Here is a 19,938-nt window from a genome sequence, read left to right as displayed (position 1 = left end):
TTTGATTTCAAAATATCGCGGTTAGGTCGCAGCCGCTTCGGTTTCTGCGGCAGCCGAAGTTTCGTTTCCGGCTTCTGCTGTTGGCTCGTCCATGGCCTCTGGGGGTGGAAGATCACCAACGATCTGTGGCGGTAGGTCCATCAACATGCGGATAATGGTGATCAGCTCTTTACGCAGGTCCGTGCGTTTGGTGACGCGGTCCAGAATACCGTGATCCAGCAGATATTCAGCGCGCTGGAACCCCTCGGGCAGTTTTTCACGAATAGTCTGTTCGATCACCCGCGCGCCGGCAAAGCCGATCAGAGCATTGGGTTCCGCGATGTGAACATCGCCCAGCATGGCATAAGACGCGGTCACGCCACCTGTGGTCGGGTGGGTCAGTACGACGATATAAGGCAGATTGGCCTGTTTCAGCATTTGCACCGCAATTGTCGTACGTGGCATTTGCATCAGGCCCAGAATGCCCTCTTGCATCCGGGCACCGCCTGCAGCGGAAAACAGTACCAATGGGCGGTTCAGGCGAACGGCCCGCTCGGCAGCAGCGATAATTGCGTTGCCGACATACATGCTCATGGAGCCGCCCATGAAGGAAAAGTCCTGTGCGGCAGTAACAATAGGTGTGCGGCCCATCTCGCCTTCGGCGACCAGCATGGCCTCGCCTTCGCCGGTCTTTTTCTGCGCCGCCTTCATCCGGTCCGGATAGCGTTTCTGATCCCGGAATTTCAGCGGGTCCGCGATCGGCTCGGGGACGTCAACCTCGGTAAATATGCCACCGTCGAACAGCGCATCAAAGCGGGCCCGAGGGGTGATCGCCATGTGGTGATCGCAGTTGGTGCAGACATTCAGATTGTCGCTCAACTCGCGGTGAAACAGCATGGTTCCGCACTCGGAGCATTTCTGCCACAAATTTTCAGGGACTTCGCGGCGCGAAAAGATCGAATTGATCCGCGGTCGGACGTAATTGGTAATCCAGTTCATAGCAGGCCTCTGCTGGGGCAGTTTGATCTCCCAGATAAGGCTACGCGACGGCAATTGCAATCAGCGGCGTATCGCAAGTCGTGCGACAAGCCAGCAAACACCCATTATGGCAAAGTCCACAACCATCCAGGGGCGCAGCGCCTGCGTGTCCGACATCTCATATGGCAGCACGTATAGTGCCAGACTGTTTAGGCTGCTGGGTGAGGCAATTATCAGTAAGGCAATGAAGTTGTTAAAAAAATGCACTGCAATGGCTGGGCCGATAGTTCCGGCGCGTGCTGTAAGGTCCGCCATCAGCACCCCAAACACCCCAGCCCAAACAGCAATCAAAACCGCATTTTCTCCAGCCTCGGCAGGCAGGTAATGGCCCAAGGCAAACACGGTTGACGGCAATATCAACCAGATCAGTGGATGGCGGAATCGCGCGGCAAGCCCTTGCTGGATATAGCCCCGAAACAAAATTTCCTCGGCCCCGGTCTGCAACAACAGCGTCAAAAGTGACAAAGGCAACAGGGCCAGCCAGGTCAGCATCGGTAGATTGGCAACCATCGGGGCACTCATCTGGTAGGGTGGCAACAGTAGCAACACACCGCCCAGCATCAACAAATATCGGCTGACCCGCATGAATTGCCGAACCACGACACGCGGTGGACCAGTAACGCTGACCAATGATCGCTTTTGCAGAAGCCGCGCCGCCACCGTAACCCCGACGATGAGAAACCCAAACCCGCCCAGAAGCGCCAACATGGCGGGTGGGTTCGATCCGTCCTGCAGCCCAGCCAACCACGGACCGGGAAACAGGCCACTCATAACAACCTGCGCCAATGCGAACAGCAGGAACCAAACCGCCATGACAATCACCAACCCAAGGACCAGTCGCCATAGCTGTGGTCGCGCACGCGCGCCGGCGACAAGCGTCTCATGTGCTACATAGCGGAGGTGGCTAGCGCGCATTAGGGTTCAGCCAGTACAGTCCCTGAATGTCCGACCACAACATGACCGGGTGATAGAGTCTGAACAATTGTGCAGTGAAGGTCATGTCCAATCCTGTTGCGGCAGTGTCTGGCGTGTTTAATGCGAATGTTTTAGACGGTATGCACGAACAGACCCGAATACAAGTTGGCAGGCAAAACTGGACCGGCACCGCCTGGTTTCAACCAAACCTGATCCTCGGCGCAATTTCGTAACGCCCGTTACGAAAGCGAATTGCCGGCTTGGTTAACAAACGTTACATTGCAATCAAGCAATTAGGGCAAAACGTCCGCGGATCAATTTGAGGGCATTATGGGCAGGATACTGGACCGACTGTTTCACTACCGTGCCTTGAACCATTGGCGCCAATATGCGCGCCAGGCAGATCTTGCTCCGTTGAGTGACCTGAGACGGCAACGCAATCGCGCGCGGCAGTTGCGGGCTCATCTTGATCGTCTGATCCATGTGGCCGAGGGTCGATTGGCAATGCCACAGATCGGATCCTCCTTTTTTCCCAAGCCCCATGGCACCGACTGGTCTTGGCGCCCCAATCTGTGGCGTGGACCATTGACAGAACCCGGTATTTCGTCGGCCGCTTCCAAGTCCATGTTGGGAGACCAGGTCCAGGTGTTCCATGACTGCGCCTATTCAGAACTGACCCTGCGACAGTTGCGCAACACGCGCGAACAGGATTTGGCGCCTTTTGGCCTGCGCATGGATGTTTTCAAATTTGACGGCTCGTTTTTATCGCTGGTCATTGAGCTTCCTGCGGATGCTGCCGAGGGCCTGACACGCCAACATTTGATGCGCGTTGATACAATTATCGAGACCGAAAAAACGCAGGAAATCTTCCTCCGCTTAAACATCAAACACGGCCCTAACACGGAACAAATGGTCCGTGAGTTACCGTTGGGTGACACAGCTGCCGTGGTTGAATTTGACCTTGCCTATTCCCGTCTCAACGAAAAACGAATTGAGAAAATCTGGCTTGATCTGATATTTGAGTCTCCCGACATGAATCAGGTGATCCTGCGTGATCTCACTTTCTCGCGCCATCACCGCGCCGCTATCTAAGGACCACTGACATGAGCGAGCTGTCTCTGAACAAGATCCGCTTTCACAATGGCATTTGGGAAGGCAAAATCACCAATGCGCCCACTACCGGTGCACGGCCCGACATTCAGGTCCGCCACTTGGATCAATTGGTTGATGGTGTCGCGCTAAAGGAAGGGGACACCGACAGCGAGTGGGATTTGCACATTTCGGTGCCCAGCCACGCAATTGCCGATGGTGTGCAAAGTTTTGTAATTTACGACGGCGCCTCAGACAGCAAACTGGGTGATTTCACCCTGATTGCTGGAGAGGCAGCAGCAGATGATCTGCGGGCCGAGGTCGAGCTGTTACGCGCCGAACTCGACATGCTGAAACGCGCCTTTCGCCGCCATTGTCTGGAAACAAGCTAAGTCAACGCCTGATACGTTTCGGCGAGTGTCTGCATCGCTTGGACAAATGGCTGTGGCCCATAGCTGCAGCGCGCCACACCGGCCTTTGCCATTGTTTCGCGCGTCATTGCCTCTCCACGCATCATGACATTGACCGGCAGTGGGCTGGCCTTGCAGATCTGTGCAATCAGATCCAGATCCGCCAGTCCCGGCACAAAAAACCCATTGGCACCGGCCGCTGCAAAGGCTTTGGCGCGCTGTATCGCCTCATCCATCAGGTCGGCATGTCGACTGGCGTCCTTCTGCTTTAGGAACAGGTCTGTACGGGCATTGATGAACAGGTTTTCATCAGCGGCGCGGACTGCGCGCAGACGGTCTGATTGCTCTTGGATGCCATACAACCCCGTGTCACCGACGATCTGGTCCTCAAAATTGATACCCACAGCACCAGCGGCCGCTATCTGTGCGACATTACCAGTCAGCTCGGCACCACCGACCGCATAGCCACCTTCGAAGTCAACGCTTAACGGTACCTCGACCGTCTGTGCGATGCGTTCCACGATTTGCACCAACAGCGACAACGGCAGTTTCTCTCCGTCACCATAGCCCTGGGCGCCCGCCACTGACCAACTGCCTGTAGCGACAGCCGTGGCCCCCGCTTTGGCCACTGATGCAGCACTGCCTGCATCCCAGATGTTATACAACACCAGAGGATCGCCGGGCACATGTAAGGCCGCAAAATCCTGCGCCTGTTTGGTTCGTTCAATCACTTTGCTTCTCCATACTTTTGCTCAATCTCTATCAACCGTTGCTTGCGCCACAAACCGCCACCATATCCGGTCAGCGAGCCATCAGCCCCGATCACTCGGTGACAGGGGACAATCAAAGCCAGCTGATTGACCCCATTGGCCCGGGCCACCGCCCGCACTGCCGTCGGGCGGCCAATATCCTTTGCCAGCTGTGAATAACTGCGCGTCTCGCCCGCTGGGATTTGCTGCAGGGCCGTCCAAACCTGCTGTTCAAACGCGGTCCCGTTCAAGGTCAGTGGCGTCGCAAATCCTGCGCTTTCGCCTGCAAAAAACCGGCCCAGCTCCTCGGCCACCTGGACCGTTGGCTCAGGACGGCCAAAGCCAATGCCACTGTTTGTACTTGTCTGCAGTTTTGCCAATTCTCGCGGCAATGCCTTACGGTCAATGAATTCTAGCAAGTGAAGCGCATGACGGCAGCTGACTGCGATCATCGAGCCCAGTGGTGTTTCGATCCAATCCGCCATCAGCAAGGCATCACGGCTGAACTGCCCCGGTGACTGGCCGATCAGCCGCGCAAATGCCACGCGAAAGGCGCTGGCCGACTCAAACCCCGCATCGATCTGCGCCGCGATAACAGGATCGCCAACGCTAAGGGCAGTGAACCCTTCCCGCAGGCGCCGCTGCCGGGCCATTTCCAAAAATGTCATGCCAAAGTGACGTTTGAAGCTGCGCCGCACAGTCGAAGCATCCATTCCCATGGCCGCGATATCGTCCTCGGACCACCGATATCCGGGGCGGGCCTCAAGTGATGTCAGCAGGCGCTCAATAACCGGATCAGCCGCCGCCATCGGCGCCAAAGGGTGACAGCGTTTACAAGCCCGGAACCCCGCATCAATGCAGGCCCCGACCGAGTCGTAGAACTGGCAGTTTTCCGGCTTGGGCTTGCGCGCGGGACAGGTCAAGCGGCAGAAGATACCGGTCGAGGTCACCCCGACATAGGCACGCCCATCAAAGCGATCATCACGCGCCACCAGCGCGTCATATAGTGTGGTGAATTCTGGCAAATCAAACATCATGTCACAGTGATACCCAATCCCCCCCCGATCCGTCGCCGGAAATCGGGCGTGGATGTAAAAATGATGACAAAAACCGACCTGCCAACAAAAAAGGCCGCCCCACCGGGACGGCCCTATTCATTCAGACATCTGCCAGGCTTACTTTGCCAGTGCAGACAGTCCTTTCAGCACATCAATGGCATAGGCCAACTGATAGTCGTTATCGCGCAGATCTGCGGCAGCTTCGGCCTTGGCACGATCTTCCTCAATCTGGCGAATTTCATCTTCAGACAGGCTGTCATTGTTCAAGCTACCGCGAAGGTCCGCCTCGGAGCGCATACGACGTGCAGTCTCGGCTTCGTCCTCTTCGGTGCTTGTCGCGCGACGCGGCTGTTCGACAATGATGTCAGGCGAGACGCCCAAAGCCTGGATAGACCGGCCCGATGGGGTGTAATAGCGCGCTGTGGTCAGGCGCATGGCACCGTCGCCACGCAGTGGCATCACAGTCTGGACCGACCCCTTACCAAAGCTCTTAGTGCCAACGACGATGGCCCGACGATGGTCCTGCAAAGCGCCCGCAACGATTTCCGAAGCCGAGGCCGATCCACCATTGATCAGCACCACAATCGGCAGACCTTCGGCCAGATCACCAGGCGTGGCGTTGAACCGTTCGCCATCTTCCGGGTTACGGCCCCGGGTCGAAACGATTTCGCCGCTTTCGAGGAATTCATCCGAGACACGGATCGCCTGGTTCAGCAACCCACCTGGGTTATTGCGCAGATCCAGCACCACGCCATTGACCTTCTCAATTCCGCCAGCCTCTTCGATCTGTTCATTCAGACCCGAAATCAGGTTTGGCGTGGTCTGATCGTTAAAGGTGGAAATCCGCAGCACAACGGTCGAGCCCTCGGTGCGGGCGCGGACAGCCGTCAGTTTGATGGTGTCGCGGATGATCGAGACATCAAATGGCTCATCCTCACCTTCGCGGACCACGGTGATGATGATCTCCGAGCCGATCGGCCCGCGCATCATATCCACCGCTTCGTCCAGCGACAGACCCAGCATGCTTTCGCCATCGACATGTGTGATAAAGTCACCGGCTTCCATGCCAGCCTCATCCGCCGGGGTGCCATCCATTGGCGACACCACTTTGACATAACCCTCTTCCTGAGTGACTTCGATTCCCAAGCCGCCAAATTCGCCGCGCGTCTGCACCCGCATCTGCGCCGCATCATCGGGCGACAGATAGCTGGAATGCGGATCAAGCGAGGCCAACATGCCGCCAATGGCGGCTTCAATCAGCTCGGTTTCATCTACCTCTTCGACATATTGCACGCGGATGCGTTCAAAAATGTCGCCAAACAGGTCCAACTGTTCATACACAGTCGCCGCGCGGGCGCTGTCCTGTGCCAGCAGCGGTCCCGCCACATAGGTGGTCGCAAGGATTCCTGCCAGCGTTCCGCCGACAGCTGCCATCGCAAACTTTTTCATATGCTTTTATCCATCCTTATTCGGTACGGAACCAAATTGCAGGGTCCACCGGGGTATCATGCAGTCTAACTTCTATATAGAGCGTTTCTGTCCGGTCAGTTCCAGCCCCATCACCGCTAAGTGACAATATCGCACCAATTTCCGGGGTAACACCCCCCATTAGCCCAACCGGAGTCCCCTTGGGGATCACTTGCCCCGCCTCTCCAAATACTTCGGCCAGTCCAGACAGGACAAACAACATGTCGGATTGCGGTTCAAGAATCACCACATTGCCCAGATCCAGCAAGGGACCACGATACCGAATAGTTGCTGCCGTAGGGGACGACACCAGCGCCCGTGGCCGTGCCGCAATCAACAGGCCCGGGCGCGAAATGCCAGCTGCATCCTGGGCACCAAATCCGCGCAACACCAATCCCTGCACTGGCAGTGGGACCTCGCCCCGCTGGGAGCTGATATCCGCACTGGATTCTGCAATTTCACCCTCAACAATATTGGCAAGCCCACTGGCAAAGCCTTGCAATGTCTCGGTCGAGGAGATCAGAATTGAGGTGCGCACAGGGTCATGTGTAAACCGGCGCGGTAAATCCCTGCGGTCGGCAATTGCGGTCGACAGCTTCGCGCGCGCCTGTTGAACGCCAGCCAGGCCACCCTGCAAGATACCCGCAGCGTTTTGCTGCAAGAGACGCAGGGTCTGCACCTCCTCCAGATCCCGTTTCAATGCCTCGACACGCGCATGTAATCCCGGCGTCACTTCAGCCAGCATCATCGCCGACCGGGCCGCGCCCAGCGGCCCCGAAGGATGCAACAACAAGACAGGCGGCGCCGAAGTCTCGATGGTCTGCAAAATACCAAGCAGATCAGCGACCTCATCCTCACGCGACTGCAATTGCGCAATCAGCTGTGCCTCGCGCCGGGCCACCCGGCGCAAGCCGTCCCGCATTGCGGCCAGCCCCGCTTCATAGGCGCGCACGGTTTCGGTCAGCGCCTTCACCCTGTCGCGCGCACTATCTGCGCTCTGCAACTGCACCGTCGCCGTTTCCAATTGCTGGCTGGCCGCGCGGGCCGCACTGGCCGGATCGTCGGCAGCAACAGCCCCCTGCCCAATCAGGCAGAATATTAAAAACGCAGCGCGCAATATCATGCCAGCAAGCTCTCTCCGGTCATTTCCTTTGGCTTGTCCAGCCCCATCAGCTCTAGCAATGTCGGCGCCAAATCGGCCAACCGCCCGTCGCGCAATGTGGCGCCCTCGGGGCCGCCAACCAAGGCCAATGGCACCAGGTTCAGCGTATGTGCCGTATGTGGTTCACCCGTTTGCGGATCAACCATCACTTCGCAGTTGCCATGATCCGCTGTCACCAGCATCGCACCACCAGCCTTCTTTACCGCCGCAACCACCGCCGCCAGCCCTTGATCCACCGCCTCACAGGCCTTCATCGCCGCCTGCAAATCGCCGGTATGGCCGACCATATCGGGGTTGGCGTAATTGGTCACAATCAGATCATAGCCAGCCTCAATCGCCTCAACAAATTTGCCTGTCACCTCGGGTGCCGACATTTCTGGCTGCAGATCATAGGTCGCCACATCGGGTGACTTCGGCATAAACCGGTCTTCGCCTTGCTCGGGCTCTTCTTTGCCTCCATTCAGGAAGAATGTGACATGCGGATATTTCTCGGTCTCAGCCAGACGGAATTGACGCAACCCCTGCTTGGCCACCCATTCCCCCAGAGTATTGACGATCACCGCCTTGGGATAGGCAGTGGCCATGTAGGTGTTGTGATCATCCGAATACCCTACCATACCCAATAGCGCCGCCAGTTTTGGCCGCTTTCCAGTGTCAAAGGCGTCAAAATCCGACTGACCAATCGCCGCCAGAATCTCACGCGCGCGGTCGGCACGAAAGTTCAAACAGAAAAACCCGTCCCCGTCGCGCGCACCGGGGAACTCTCCCACAACCGAGGCCGAGATGAATTCATCTGTCTCGCCTTGCTCATAGGACAGTGTCACTGCCGCTTTGGCATCCGTCACCACCCGGCCACCGCCCTTGATCATCGCCGCATAGGCCTGACTGACCCGTTGCCAGCGGTTATCACGATCCATAGCATAATACCGGCCGGTGACAGTGGCAATTTCAGCCCCCTGTGGCAAGGCAGCCTGCAGCTTGTCAAAATACCCCAACGCCGATTTCGGCGCCACATCGCGCCCATCAGTGATCGCATGCAGCCAGACCGGCACGCCGGCATCTGTAATCGCCTGGACCGCTGCCAGAATGTGGCTGATATGCCCATGCACGCCGCCATCCGACACCAGCCCCATCAGATGCGCCGCACCGCCGGTTGCTTTCAACTTGGCGATAAACTGCAACAAAGCCGCATTTTCAAAAAATGAACCATCCTCGATCGCCAGATCAATCTGCCCCAGGTCCATCGCCACCACGCGGCCGGCGCCAATATTGGTATGTCCCACTTCCGAATTGCCCATCTGACCACTGGGCAGACCCACATCAGGACCATGTGTGACCAGTCGCGCCTGCGGCCCCTGCGCCATCAGCGCATCAAAAGCAGGAGTCTGCGCCAGATGTGGTGCATTTGCCACGCTGGATTCGCCACTCCCCCAACCATCAAGAATACATAGAACAACGGGTTTGGGCGTGGACATGTCAGGGCTCCGGATACAAAAATGCCTGCTGGTCTTCTACAACCTATCCTCCGGATGGTGAACAGACGTTATCGCGCCACCGCCCCTTCATCTTTTTAAAAATACTCAAACTCTTCCCCCTCACCCTGCGATACCTCTGATGCTCTGCGGCGTCAGACGATCCCTCAACAAGGCCAGCGGATGCGCCCTCAGCGACAGTCGCATCGCAACATAATCCTCCACCACCTCTTCCCCCAATGACATCGCGGGCAACATCGCGGCGGGTTCATCAATCGCCTCCCCCTCCAGCCCTTGGGCAAACAGCGGCAGTGGCTTGACCGAGGCAATGGCTTTGGCGGCCCACAGCGCCTCGCGACGCCTCATGCCCAACGCGGCAAAGACATCCGCCTCAGCCAACCGCTCAATCACCCCGGGGGCCAGCCCTGCTTTGCGCCAGACATCGTCAATCTCTGTGTAGCCATTGCCCCGCGCTGCGGTCAGCCAACCGGCGTCCTCTTCCCGCAATCCCTTGATCTGGCGCAGCCCCAGCCGCAGCGCCAACCCACCGCGTCCGTCCGGTTCCATCACGTTATCCCAGAAGCTGGCGTTGATGCAGATCGGACGCACCTCGACCCCATGTTCCCGCGCATCCCGCACAATTTGGGCCGGGGCGTAAAACCCCATCGGCTGCGCATTCAGCAACGCACAGGCAAAGATGCCGGGGTGGTGACACTTGATCCAGGCTGAGGCATAGACCAGCAGTGCGAAACTGGCCGCATGGCTTTCGGGGAACCCATACGAGCCAAACCCCTCGATCTGGCTAAAACACCGCTCGGCAAACTCTGTCTTGTATCCATTGCGCGCCATACCGCGTAGGAACAATGCCCGGAACTCACTGACATTGCCGTGTTTCTTGAACGTCGCCAGCGAGCGACGCAGCCGATCTGCTTGCTCCGGCGTAAACCCAGCTCCGACAATGGCAATCTGCATCGCCTGCTCCTGAAACAGTGGCACCCCTAACGTCTTGCGCAGCACAGCGCCCAGCGCATCCGAGGGCAGTGTCACCTGTTCCTCGCCATTGCGACGGCGGATATACGGATGCACCATGTCCCCCTGGATCGGGCCCGGCCGGATGATCGCCACTTCGATCACCAGATCATAGAACTTACGCGGTCGCATGCGCGGCAGAAAATTCATCTGTGCCCGGCTTTCGACCTGAAACACGCCAATACAGTCGGCCTTGCACAGCATATCATAGACCACCGGATCCTCGGGTGGCAGGCTGGCCAGGCTCCAGCTTTGGCGGTGATGGGTGTGGATCAGATCAAAAGCTTTGCGGATACAGGTCAGCATCCCCAGGCTCAGCACATCGACCTTAAGAATGCCCAGCGCGTCAATGTCGTCCTTGTCCCAACAGATCACCGTGCGCCCCTCCATGGTGGCGTTCTCAATCGGCACCAACTCGTCCAGCCGGCCATCGGTGATGATAAACCCACCCACATGCTGAGACAGATGCCGCGGAAAACCGATAATTTGATAGACCATATCCATGGTCTGGCGCAAACGGAGGTCACTGGCATCCAGCCCGATTTCGGCCATCCGCTGTGCCTCTAGCCCCTTGGCGCTGAAAAAACCCCATAACTGGGACGACAGCGCCGAGATCGTGTCCTCGCTCAACCCCATGGCGCGCCCGACCTCACGGATCGCCCGTTTGCCCCGGTAATGGATCACCGTCGCGCAGAGCCCGGCACGTTTACGGCCATAGTGCTCGTAAATATGCTGGATCACCTCCTCGCGGCGCTCGTGCTCAAAATCCACATCGATATCAGGCGGCTCGTCCCGGGCCTCAGACACAAAACGCTCAAATACCATGGTGCCGATCTCTGGGCTGACAGAGGTCACGCCCAGACAATAGCAGACCACCGAATTGGCCGCTGATCCGCGGCCCTGACACAGGATGCCACGCTTGCGCGCGAAATCCACAATGTCGCGCACGGTCAGGAAATAGGGATCATAGCGCAGCTTGCCGATCAAGGTCAGCTCATGCTCCAGCATGGCCCGCACCTTGGCCGAGGCCCCACCCGGATAGCGACAAGCCAGCCCCTCCAGCGCCAATCTGCGCAGCCTTTCGCTTGGTGTTTCGCCATCAGTTGCCTCACTGGGATACTCATAGCGCAACTCGTCCAGTGAAAAACTCAGCTGTTCCGCCAGTGCCCCGGCCCGATCCACCGCGCCCTCATAGCCAGCAAAAATCCGCCGCATCTCCACCTCGGACCGCATCCGCTGCTCACCATTGGCCTGTGCCGAGCGCCCCAAGGTCTCGACCTTGGTATGCAACCGGATCGCACTCAGCACATCCGCCAGCCGCCGCCGCGCCCCGTGATGCATCCGCGGCGCGGCACTGGCCAGCGTGGGAATCCCCAATTCGCCGGCCCAGACTGTGACCCGTGCAAACCAGGCCCCATCGGTGCCATCATATGCCGGAGCCATCAACAGATGCATCCGCCCGCCAAAGCGCCGCGTCAAACCGCCCATATGCGGCAACCATCCGCCCGCACCGCCCTGCCCCCGCAGCGTCTGTGGCACCAGCTGCAGGTGAAGACCGTCAGCGAACTCCAGCAAGTCAGACAGATACAGGATGCAGTCCCCCTTGTCCGCCCTCAACCGCCCGCATGAGATGACGCGACACAGGTTACCCCACCCGATCCGGGTTTCGGGCAAGGCGATCACAGGGGGCGCATCAGTGAACAACAACTTCGCCGCCGGCATCAGGCGCGGCATGTCATAGATCGGAAAACTGGCAGGTCGGGCCATATTATCCGGACAGGGTGGCCCAATCGGGTCATTATCCTTATCCCAGGCCATCCGCTCGCGCACTCGCCGGGCAATATCACGTGCCTCAGTATGGGCCCGCACGATACCACTGACCGAGTTCTCATCTGCAATCGCCAATGCCGGGATACCCAGTACCAGCGCACGCTGAACATACTCCTCCGGGTGGGACGCCCCGGTGAGAAAGGTGAAGTTCGAAAGATTCGCAAATTCAGCAAACATGCCGGACACGATATTCCTGTTTTGTTCTCATTTCGAGTCCTCTTGTGCACTCACCCGCACTGAGCCGCAGGCGCAGTGCCACGCCCAACGGAAGGAATGCGCCCGACAGGGCGCTGACGACGGGCGGGAGCCCCGCGTTCAAATGCGCAGGAAACGGGTCGATCCAGGTCACTGAAATCTGGCAACGTCCGAACAACAAACGGAGACATCTCATGATCAACATCACAGCCCTACCAACCGACATCGTCCGCGCCCTGCAAAACGGTGGGCCGGACGCCCATGGTCAGTCGGCCGAACACGCGCAATCAGATGGCGGTGGAAACCCCTGCCGCCATTGTCTGAAATACATCCCAAAAGGGGCCGAGATGCTGATCCTGGCCCATCGTCCGTTCCCTGCCGCGCAGCCCTACGCGGAAACCGGGCCGATCTTTCTTTGCGCAGATCCTTGTGATCAACACCAAGACAATCAGATACCCGAAATCTTCAGCTACTCGCCTGATTATCTGATCAAAGGCTACAATCAGGATGATCGTATCGTCTACGGCACCGGAGTCGTCATTGGCAAAGACCAGCTAGCGCAACAGACAAAAGACATCTTTGCGGATGAGCGGGTGGACTACATCCACATACGGTCATCCCGAAACAACTGCTACCAGGCGCGGGTAGACAGGGGCTGAAAACCTCATCCAAAAGACCGGGCCAAGGTGACCCTTGCGCCGAGGCCCGGTTCCGTAACGCCTGCTGAACCCAAAGAGCCCACACCCAAACGTGCTAGAGCTTCCTTAGGAGCAGCATGCGGTGCTGGCGCTTGATGTGCCGCAACATCCCGCTGGTTTGGCTGACATTTTCCTTACCCCCGCTGCTTTGCACGTGGCCCGGCCCTCACTCAGCCCTATGCTGATCTGCCCCACCTCAGACGCAAACGACTGGACCTGATAACGGCGAAGCCCCTTGTTCTCCAACGCAAACTCGAAATACAGCGGAGCCTTACCCAGCCCGTTCAGTTTGGCCGCGCTCTGAGCAGCGATAGAGGTGAATTTTCCGACCCTCATGTGATCGCCGATTTGACCATCCAACAACTGAATGTGCGTTTCCCGCCAATCATCAATATTACCCCCACAATCAATGCTGCGGATCGAGGTCTGCTTCAATTCGGTTACGTGATACCCTCCGCCGATCTCACCGTCTTGGGTGGTAAACACCAGCGGTAGCGTTGCATCTTCGGAGTCCAGCGCCTTCAGCATGTCGTTCAGTGTTGTCAGTTGATCTGTCATCGTGTAAATCTCCATTATATTTCAATATCTCAAGTATTATTGAAGTATAATGGAGTCAATAGACACCTCAACGGGAGTTGAAATATGAATGAAGGTCAAGTCATCGAGGCCCTGGGTGCCCTTGCTCAGGAAACACGGCTGCGCATCCTCACGTTTCTGGTCACCAAAGGCAGCGACGGCGCTTCCGCCGGAGAGATTGGCGAAGCTGTTGACGCGGCATCGTCCAGGGCGTCATTTCACCTGTCCACGCTTGCCAAGGCCGGGCTGGTCACCGCCGAGCGCAGATCACGCAATATCATTTACCGCGTCGATTTTGACGCCATGGGCGGCATGATGGGCTATCTGATCAAGGATTGCTGCAACAATCACCAGGGCGTGCTGGCGTGTTGTGGGGCATCCTCCAAAGCCTGCTAAGGCACCTCAGCAGCGCCACCTATTCGCAATTACCGGCGCTACTTCGTCTTGGTCAAAGACAGGAACACGTCTTCCAGATCTGCCTCTTCCGTTTTCACATCCCGGATGGTGATGCCCGCATCGCGCACCGCGGCAAGTACCTGTTCCGCACTGGTAGAACCAACACGGTAGCGCAGTACCACAGCGCCATCGCTACGCAACTCGGCCCCAATTCCATCCCCTTGGGGAAGGTCTGTGACCGGCTGATCGGGTTGCACGACCATCGTTTTGCTATCCAAGCGGCCCAGCAAATTGACCGTACTGTCACGCACCACCACCTCGCCCTCATTGATGATGGCGATCTCGTCGCACATCTCTTCGGCCTCTTCCAGGTAGTGGGTGGTCAGGATGATGGTCATGCCCTGTTTGTTCAACTTGCGGATATTGGTCCACAACATCTGGCGCAGCTCGATATCAACACCTGCGGTCGGCTCATCCAGCACCAGAATATTCGGGCGATGCACCAATGCCTTGCCCAGCAACAACCGACGCTGCATGCCACCCGATAGTGTCCGGGCATAGGCCTCGGCCTTGTCCTCCAGCCCGATCATGCGCAAAATCTCGTCGCTGCGGCGTTCGGATTTGGGGACACCATACAGCCCTGCCTGCACCTCGAGCGCGCCACACGGGGAAAAGAACGGATCTAGGTTCAGCTCTTGCGGCATCACCCCAATCGAGGCCCGCGACTGACGAGGGTTGGCATCCTGGTCAAAGCCCCAGATTGTCACCTTACCCGAGGTTTTAAGCACCAGACCGGCCAGAATATTGATCATTGTCGATTTGCCGGCACCATTGGGGCCCAGCAGACCAAACACAGATCCGCGCGGAATGCTCAGATCGATACCTCTAAGCGCCTGCTTCTCGGGTTGTCCCTTTGCGCCCTTGTAGGTCTTGCGCAAACCTTCAATCCGTATCGCATCCTGTGTCATCGCGGCACTTGCCCCTATTCTGCCCTGGCTCGTAAAATCCCCTACTGGATATGCACGGGGACCACCAGCGATGAGCCCCTCTCCGTTTCTGCACACAAGAACTGTCTTCCGGCGTTGCCCTTACAAGCGGGATAACTGATAACAGGACCAAACCAGCACACCGAGGAGCGCACGGGCATGAGCAATACGGAATTCGGCAAAGGCTGCCATTTGCATCTGATCGACGGCTCGGCGTTTATTTTTCGCGCCTATCACGCATTGCCGCCATTGACGCGTAAATCCGACGGGCTGCCGATTGGCGCTGTCGCCGGGTTCTGCAACATGTTGCAACGCTATGTCGAGGGCAACACCGGCCCCGACGCCCCCACCCATGTAGCGGTAATATTTGACCATTCTGGCAAGACGTTCCGAAATGATCTGTATGACCTTTACAAGGCCAACCGTCCCCCTGCCCCCGAAGATCTGCGCCCACAGTTTCCGCTGACCCGCACCGCCACCCGTGCCTTTAACATTGCCTGCAAAGAGGTCGAAGGGTTTGAGGCCGATGACATCATGGCCACCCTGGCCTGTCAGGCCCGCGATGCCGGTGGGCGCTGTACCATCATCAGTTCCGACAAGGATCTGATGCAACTGGTTGGCGGCGGCGTTGAAATGCTGGACGCGATGAAAAACAAACGCATCGACCGGGACGGTGTGATTGAGAAATTCGGCGTTGGCCCTGAACGGGTGGTCGATGTACAGGCGCTGGCGGGTGATAGCGTCGATAACGTCCCCGGCGCGCCGGGAATCGGCATTAAAACCGCAGCCCTTCTGATCAATGAATACGGTGATCTGGAAAGCCTGCTGGACCGCGCCAGTGAGATCAAGCAACCCAAACGCCGCCAGACCCTGATCGACAAGCGCAAGCAGATCGAGATGTCCAAGACATTGGTACAGCTGGACTGCAACATGGCGCTGGACTTCACCATTGCAGACCTTGAGGTGCGCGATCCCGATCCCGAAGTGCTGCTGGGCTTCCTTGCCGAAATGGAATTCCGCACCCTCACCAAACGGATGGCAGATCAATTGGGGCAAGAGGCCCCGGCCATTGCCGAAGCCCCCGCCGGAGTGATCGAGGTCATTGCCGAGGATGTGCCCTTTGATCGTGACGCCTACACCTGTGTCCGCAGTGCCGACGAGCTGCAGCCCTGGATCGACCAGATCCGCCAACGTGGCTGGGTGGCGGTAGATACCGAAACCACCGGGCTGGACGAAATGGTCGTCGATCTGGTTGGTATTTCCCTCTGTGTCGAGCCGGGAACCGCCTGCTACATCCCGCTGACCCACCGCGCCGCCGCAGCAGATGATCTGTTCGGCTCGGACGATCTGGCCAAGGGGCAAATGCCACTGACCACGGCACTGGAGATGCTAAAACCCGTTCTGGAAGACCCGGCGATCATGAAGATCGGCCAAAACATGAAATATGACGCCAAGATCTTTGCCCGTCAGGGCATCACGGTTGCGCCGATGGATGACACTATGCTGATGTCTTATGCATTGCACGGCGGGTTGCACAATCACGGTATGGATACCCTGTCCGAACGCTATCTGGATCACACACCAATCCCGATCAAACCTCTGCTGGGCACAGGAAAATCCGCGATCACTTTTGACAAAGTCCCGGTCAGCGACGCCATTCCCTATGCCGCCGAGGACGCCGATATTACTTTGCGCCTGTGGCAGCTGTTCAAACCGCGATTGCACCAGGCCAAAGTCTCCACTGTTTATGAAACGTTGGAGCGGCCACTGATTCCGGTGCTGGCCAAGATGGAAATGGACGGTATCAAGGTTGACCGTGACACGCTCAGCCGTATGTCCAATGCCTTTGCCCAGAAAATGGCAGAGCTGGAGGCGGATATTCACGCGCTCGCCGGGCGGCCCTTTAACGTCGGCAGCCCAAAACAGCTGGGCGAAATCCTGTTTGACGAAATGGGTCTCGAAGGTGGCAAAAAGGGCAAGACCGGCGCCTATGCTACTGGGGCTGATATCCTGGAGGATCTGGCCACCGAACACGACTTGCCCGCACGCGTGTTGGACTGGCGTCAGCTGTCCAAACTAAAGTCTACCTACACGGATGCCCTTCAGGACCATATCAATGCAGACACCGGCCGGGTGCATACTTCTTATTTGCAGACCGGTGCCAACACCGGGCGCATGGCCTCAAAAGATCCCAACCTGCAAAACATTCCGGTGCGCAGCGAAGAGGGCCGTCGCATCCGCGAGGCCTTTATACCTGAGCCCGGTAATGTGTTGCTGTCACTCGACTACAGTCAGATCGAACTGCGCATTCTGGCCCATGTTGCCGGCATTGATGCGCTGAAGCAGGCCTTTGCCGACGGGTTGGACATTCACGCCATGACCGCCTCGGAAATGTTCGACGTATCGCTGGATGAGATGACACCGGAAATCCGCCGACAGGCCAAGGCGATCAACTTTGGCGTCATCTATGGCATCTCGGGCTTTGGCCTGGCGCGCAACCTGCGCATTCCACGGGCCGAGGCACAGGGGTTCATCAACCGCTATTTCGAGCGCTTCCCTGGCATCCGCACCTACATGGACGCAACGGTCGAGTTCGCCAAAGAGCACGGCTATGTCCAGACCCTGTTCGGCCGCAAGATCCATACCCCTGAGATCGCTGCCAAAGGGCCGCGCGCCGGTTTTGCCAAACGCGCCGCCATCAACGCACCGATCCAGGGCACCGCAGCAGATGTAATCCGCCGCGCCATGATCCGCATGCCCGACGCCATCGCCCACCTGCCCGCACGCATGCTGCTGCAGGTGCACGATGAACTACTGTTCGAAGTACCCGAGGCCTCCGTCGAAGAAACCATTGCAGCGGCCCGCACCGCAATGGAAAACGCCGCCGACCCGGCGGTGCATTTGGATGTAAAACTCATCGTGGATGCCGGACGTGGTGCCAACTGGGCCGAGGCACACTAGCCAACAGCCCATCAACGGTGCACTCCCGCGCCTGCAAGGTGAACCGGCTACGCCAATTCCCCATGACAGCCTTGGGCCAAGCGCCGCGCAATGCGCGGCGCCGGTGGCACACGACCCGCATGAAGTGCTCCGTAGGAGCGCTTCATGCCACGCCCAACTGGCAGAGTACCTCCGACAGGAGGTCGATGACGGGCGGGAGAACGCCGTTCCTTGGCAAACCCTTGCGATACCTCAATACAGCTACGATGCTTGTTCCAAAGGTATGGGCAACCGAACACGAAACTGGAATCTCCTGCCAAAATGCGATCCACCTGCACGCGACAACGACTCTCACTCCAGCGCACTTGTACACTTCGTCGTTTATCTGGTTATGACATCCAACCCAGACTATCCTCGGTGCGTTTGGTTGTTGGGGTGTATTCTGCACTCACCCAGCCTGCATAACCGCTTTCATCAATTGCATTAAACAGAGCGCTAAAATCCATTGGGCCCGTACCCGGCTCACTGCGAGCCGGTGCCGCGCCGATTTGGATATGCGCAGCATGGGTTGAAAACGCATCCCAGACCTGCGCGGCGTCACCATGGATCATCTGCGCATGATAGGCATCGAATTGTAACCCAACATTAGGGCGGTCCACGGCATCCAGAATTTCAACCGCCAGATTGTAATCATCCAGAAAATAGCCCGGCTGGTCACCGCTGTTGAGCGGTTCGATGGTGAATTTCTGCTCAGGCGCCCGGTCCGCTGCCCATTGCAGATTGCGAATATAGGTCTCCTGCGCTGCCAGACCTTTTTCATAGCCGGCCATTACATGGATCATCCCTGGGCGCAGTACTTCCGCATAGCGCAGCGCCCTGCGGATATCGCGCTGGAAGCGGTCCTCGCCACCTGGAATGGCCGCATAACCCGGCTCACCTCCGGTATAATTCGGCGGAGGTGCATTGATCAGCAATAGCTCCAACCCGTTGCTCATCAGGGCGCGCTGGGTTTCCTTGGCGGCAGTCTCATAGGGATACAGGATCTCCACGGCCTCGAACCCGGCAGCGGCGGCGGCCTGAAACCGGTCGAGGTAAGGCAGTTCGGAAAACAGCAGCGAGATATTGGCTGCAAACTTAGGCATCAGGACCCTTCCCGGTTAAATGTGATCGGCCCCAGACGTGAGGCCGGGGTTGTCAACGAATGACACATATCGCTTCGAGTGTGGTGCCATCATTTCTTCAAATTGCGCGCATTTGACGTCAGCACCCGGTAACCCTCAAATCAGAAACAACCGGTAAGCCCATCATGTCTCGTCCAAATCCGCTGACGGGATCACCGGGAAAAACTGCCCTGACGACCACACTCCGAACCAGCCATCGTGATGCGCACCCAGATCGACCAGCCGGTAAAAGCTTTTGCGATCAATCAGGGCCTCTAGGTCGGCGCGAATCAGGACATAAGGGGAAGGCTCTCCTGTCTGCGGATCGCGCACCACCCGGATAGGGTGGTCTGGTCCGGCAATGGCGATGTCCCCCACATGAGTGGAGAAGCTAATAATCTGCGCGGCCCCACTGCCCGTGGCGTCAAAATCCACCGCAACAAACGGCGCATCATCGACAGTGATGCCGACCTTTTCAACCGGAGTGACCAGAAAATATTTGCCGTCTTCGCGTTTAAGAATCGATGAGAACAGTTTGACCAGCTCGAAGCGGCCAATTGGGGTGCCCAGATAAAACCAGGTGCCATCGCGGGCGATCCGCATATCCAAATCACCGCAGAACGCCGGGTTCCACAGGTGCACTGGCGGCAATCCGCCACTCTTTGCGGCTTTTATCGACGCCGCGATGCCCTCGGCCGACGGGCTCACATCATTTTGTCCATTCATTGCTTTTGCCATTTCCCTCCAGCACGATAGAGTACCATTATATATTCGCGACAAGGGGAATGT

At 57.9% G+C, this 19,938-nt stretch carries 18 protein-coding genes; 6 read left to right on the top strand and 12 right to left on the bottom strand.

Annotated features, from left to right (window positions below; all coding sequences use genetic code 11):
- Positions 1–21: 21 nt before the first annotated feature.
- Both accD and EBB79_RS00295 read right to left on the bottom strand, forming a co-directional pair.
- Positions 22–978 (bottom strand): acetyl-CoA carboxylase, carboxyltransferase subunit beta, encoded by a 957-nt coding sequence (accD, locus tag EBB79_RS00300; RefSeq protein ID WP_127746922.1) that lies wholly within the window; start codon positions 976–978, stop codon positions 22–24.
- A 60-nt stretch (positions 979–1,038) separates the two neighbouring features.
- Positions 1,039–1,932 carry a CPBP family intramembrane glutamic endopeptidase gene (locus EBB79_RS00295; protein ID WP_127746921.1) on the bottom strand — a complete coding sequence of 298 codons (894 nt, stop codon included), beginning with the start codon at positions 1,930–1,932 and terminating at the stop codon, positions 1,039–1,041.
- An 83-nt stretch (positions 1,933–2,015) separates the two neighbouring features.
- Here EBB79_RS00295 and EBB79_RS24340 point away from each other — a divergent pair, with 83 nt between their 5' ends.
- From EBB79_RS24340 to EBB79_RS00285, 3 genes are all read left to right on the top strand, one after another.
- A complete protein-coding gene (locus EBB79_RS24340; RefSeq protein WP_164860723.1) occupies positions 2,016–2,165 on the top strand; it encodes a hypothetical protein in 150 nt (49 codons plus the stop codon).
- Positions 2,166–2,262: 97 nt separating this feature from the next.
- Positions 2,263–3,024, top strand: a complete 762-nt coding sequence (locus EBB79_RS00290) for a DUF6478 family protein (RefSeq protein ID WP_127746920.1) — start codon at positions 2,263–2,265, stop codon at positions 3,022–3,024.
- Between the two features lie 11 nt (positions 3,025–3,035).
- Positions 3,036–3,413 (top strand): hypothetical protein, encoded by a 378-nt coding sequence (locus tag EBB79_RS00285; RefSeq protein ID WP_127746919.1) that lies wholly within the window; start codon positions 3,036–3,038, stop codon positions 3,411–3,413.
- Here the strand turns inward: EBB79_RS00285 and EBB79_RS00280 are convergent.
- The 6 genes from EBB79_RS00280 to EBB79_RS00255 form a co-directional block, all read right to left on the bottom strand.
- The gene (locus tag EBB79_RS00280) at positions 3,410–4,162 is read right to left on the bottom strand and encodes an isocitrate lyase/PEP mutase family protein (protein ID WP_338045783.1); all 753 of its coding nucleotides are present in this window, start codon (positions 4,160–4,162) and stop codon (positions 3,410–3,412) included. The genes EBB79_RS00285 and EBB79_RS00280 overlap by 4 nt on opposite strands.
- Positions 4,159–5,217, bottom strand: coding sequence for a bifunctional transcriptional activator/DNA repair enzyme AdaA (locus EBB79_RS00275; protein WP_127746918.1), 1,059 nt, complete (start codon positions 5,215–5,217; stop codon positions 4,159–4,161). Before EBB79_RS00275 ends, EBB79_RS00280 begins: the two co-directional genes overlap by 4 nt.
- Before the next feature lie 138 nt (positions 5,218–5,355).
- The gene (locus EBB79_RS00270) at positions 5,356–6,687 is read right to left on the bottom strand and encodes a S41 family peptidase (RefSeq protein ID WP_127746917.1); all 1,332 of its coding nucleotides are present in this window, start codon (positions 6,685–6,687) and stop codon (positions 5,356–5,358) included.
- 16 nt (positions 6,688–6,703) lie between these two features.
- The gene (locus EBB79_RS00265; RefSeq protein WP_127746916.1) at positions 6,704–7,828 is read right to left on the bottom strand and encodes a murein hydrolase activator EnvC family protein; all 1,125 of its coding nucleotides are present in this window, start codon (positions 7,826–7,828) and stop codon (positions 6,704–6,706) included.
- Positions 7,825–9,342, bottom strand: a complete 1,518-nt coding sequence (gene gpmI, locus EBB79_RS00260) for a 2,3-bisphosphoglycerate-independent phosphoglycerate mutase (RefSeq protein ID WP_127746915.1) — start codon at positions 9,340–9,342, stop codon at positions 7,825–7,827. The genes EBB79_RS00265 and gpmI overlap by 4 nt, the downstream gene beginning before the upstream one ends.
- A 120-nt stretch (positions 9,343–9,462) precedes the next feature.
- Complete coding sequence (locus EBB79_RS00255) at positions 9,463–12,375, bottom strand: error-prone DNA polymerase (protein WP_127746914.1); 2,913 nt, start codon at positions 12,373–12,375, stop codon at positions 9,463–9,465.
- Positions 12,376–12,587: 212 nt separating this feature from the next.
- On the opposite strand from EBB79_RS00255, the gene EBB79_RS00250 reads away from it, so the two are divergent.
- A complete protein-coding gene (locus EBB79_RS00250) occupies positions 12,588–13,052 on the top strand; it encodes a DUF1203 domain-containing protein (protein ID WP_127746913.1) in 465 nt (154 codons plus the stop codon).
- 105 nt (positions 13,053–13,157) lie between these two features.
- Here the strand turns inward: EBB79_RS00250 and EBB79_RS00245 are convergent, their stop codons facing one another.
- Positions 13,158–13,649, bottom strand: a complete 492-nt coding sequence (locus EBB79_RS00245; protein ID WP_127746912.1) for a DUF6428 family protein — start codon at positions 13,647–13,649, stop codon at positions 13,158–13,160.
- Positions 13,650–13,733: 84 nt separating this feature from the next.
- Between EBB79_RS00245 and EBB79_RS00240 the strand changes: the two genes are divergently transcribed.
- Positions 13,734–14,063 (top strand): ArsR/SmtB family transcription factor, encoded by a 330-nt coding sequence (locus EBB79_RS00240; protein ID WP_127746911.1) that lies wholly within the window; start codon positions 13,734–13,736, stop codon positions 14,061–14,063.
- Positions 14,064–14,101: 38 nt separating this feature from the next.
- Here the strand turns inward: EBB79_RS00240 and EBB79_RS00235 are convergent, their stop codons facing one another.
- Entirely contained in the window at positions 14,102–15,031 is a 930-nt protein-coding gene (locus EBB79_RS00235) for an ABC transporter ATP-binding protein (RefSeq protein ID WP_127746910.1), read from the bottom strand.
- A 177-nt stretch (positions 15,032–15,208) separates the two neighbouring features.
- On the opposite strand from EBB79_RS00235, the gene polA reads away from it, so the two are divergent.
- The gene (polA, locus tag EBB79_RS00230; protein WP_127746909.1) at positions 15,209–18,010 is read left to right on the top strand and encodes a DNA polymerase I; all 2,802 of its coding nucleotides are present in this window, start codon (positions 15,209–15,211) and stop codon (positions 18,008–18,010) included.
- A gap of 368 nt (positions 18,011–18,378) precedes the next feature.
- Here polA and EBB79_RS00225 read toward each other — a convergent pair whose 3' ends face one another.
- Both EBB79_RS00225 and EBB79_RS00220 read right to left on the bottom strand, forming a co-directional pair.
- On the bottom strand, positions 18,379–19,131 hold the full coding sequence (locus EBB79_RS00225) for a hydroxypyruvate isomerase family protein (protein WP_127746908.1): 753 nt from the start codon (positions 19,129–19,131) through the stop codon (positions 18,379–18,381).
- 162 nt (positions 19,132–19,293) lie between these two features.
- Positions 19,294–19,875 carry a DUF1285 domain-containing protein gene (locus EBB79_RS00220; protein ID WP_127746907.1) on the bottom strand — a complete coding sequence of 194 codons (582 nt, stop codon included), beginning with the start codon at positions 19,873–19,875 and terminating at the stop codon, positions 19,294–19,296.
- Between the last annotated feature and the right edge of the window lie 63 nt (positions 19,876–19,938).

It is taken from the genome of Parasedimentitalea marina (assembly GCF_004006175.1).
GTDB classification, from domain to species: Bacteria; Pseudomonadota; Alphaproteobacteria; order Rhodobacterales; family Rhodobacteraceae; genus Parasedimentitalea; species Parasedimentitalea marina.
This window is presented reverse-complemented; position numbering and strand designations above follow the sequence as displayed.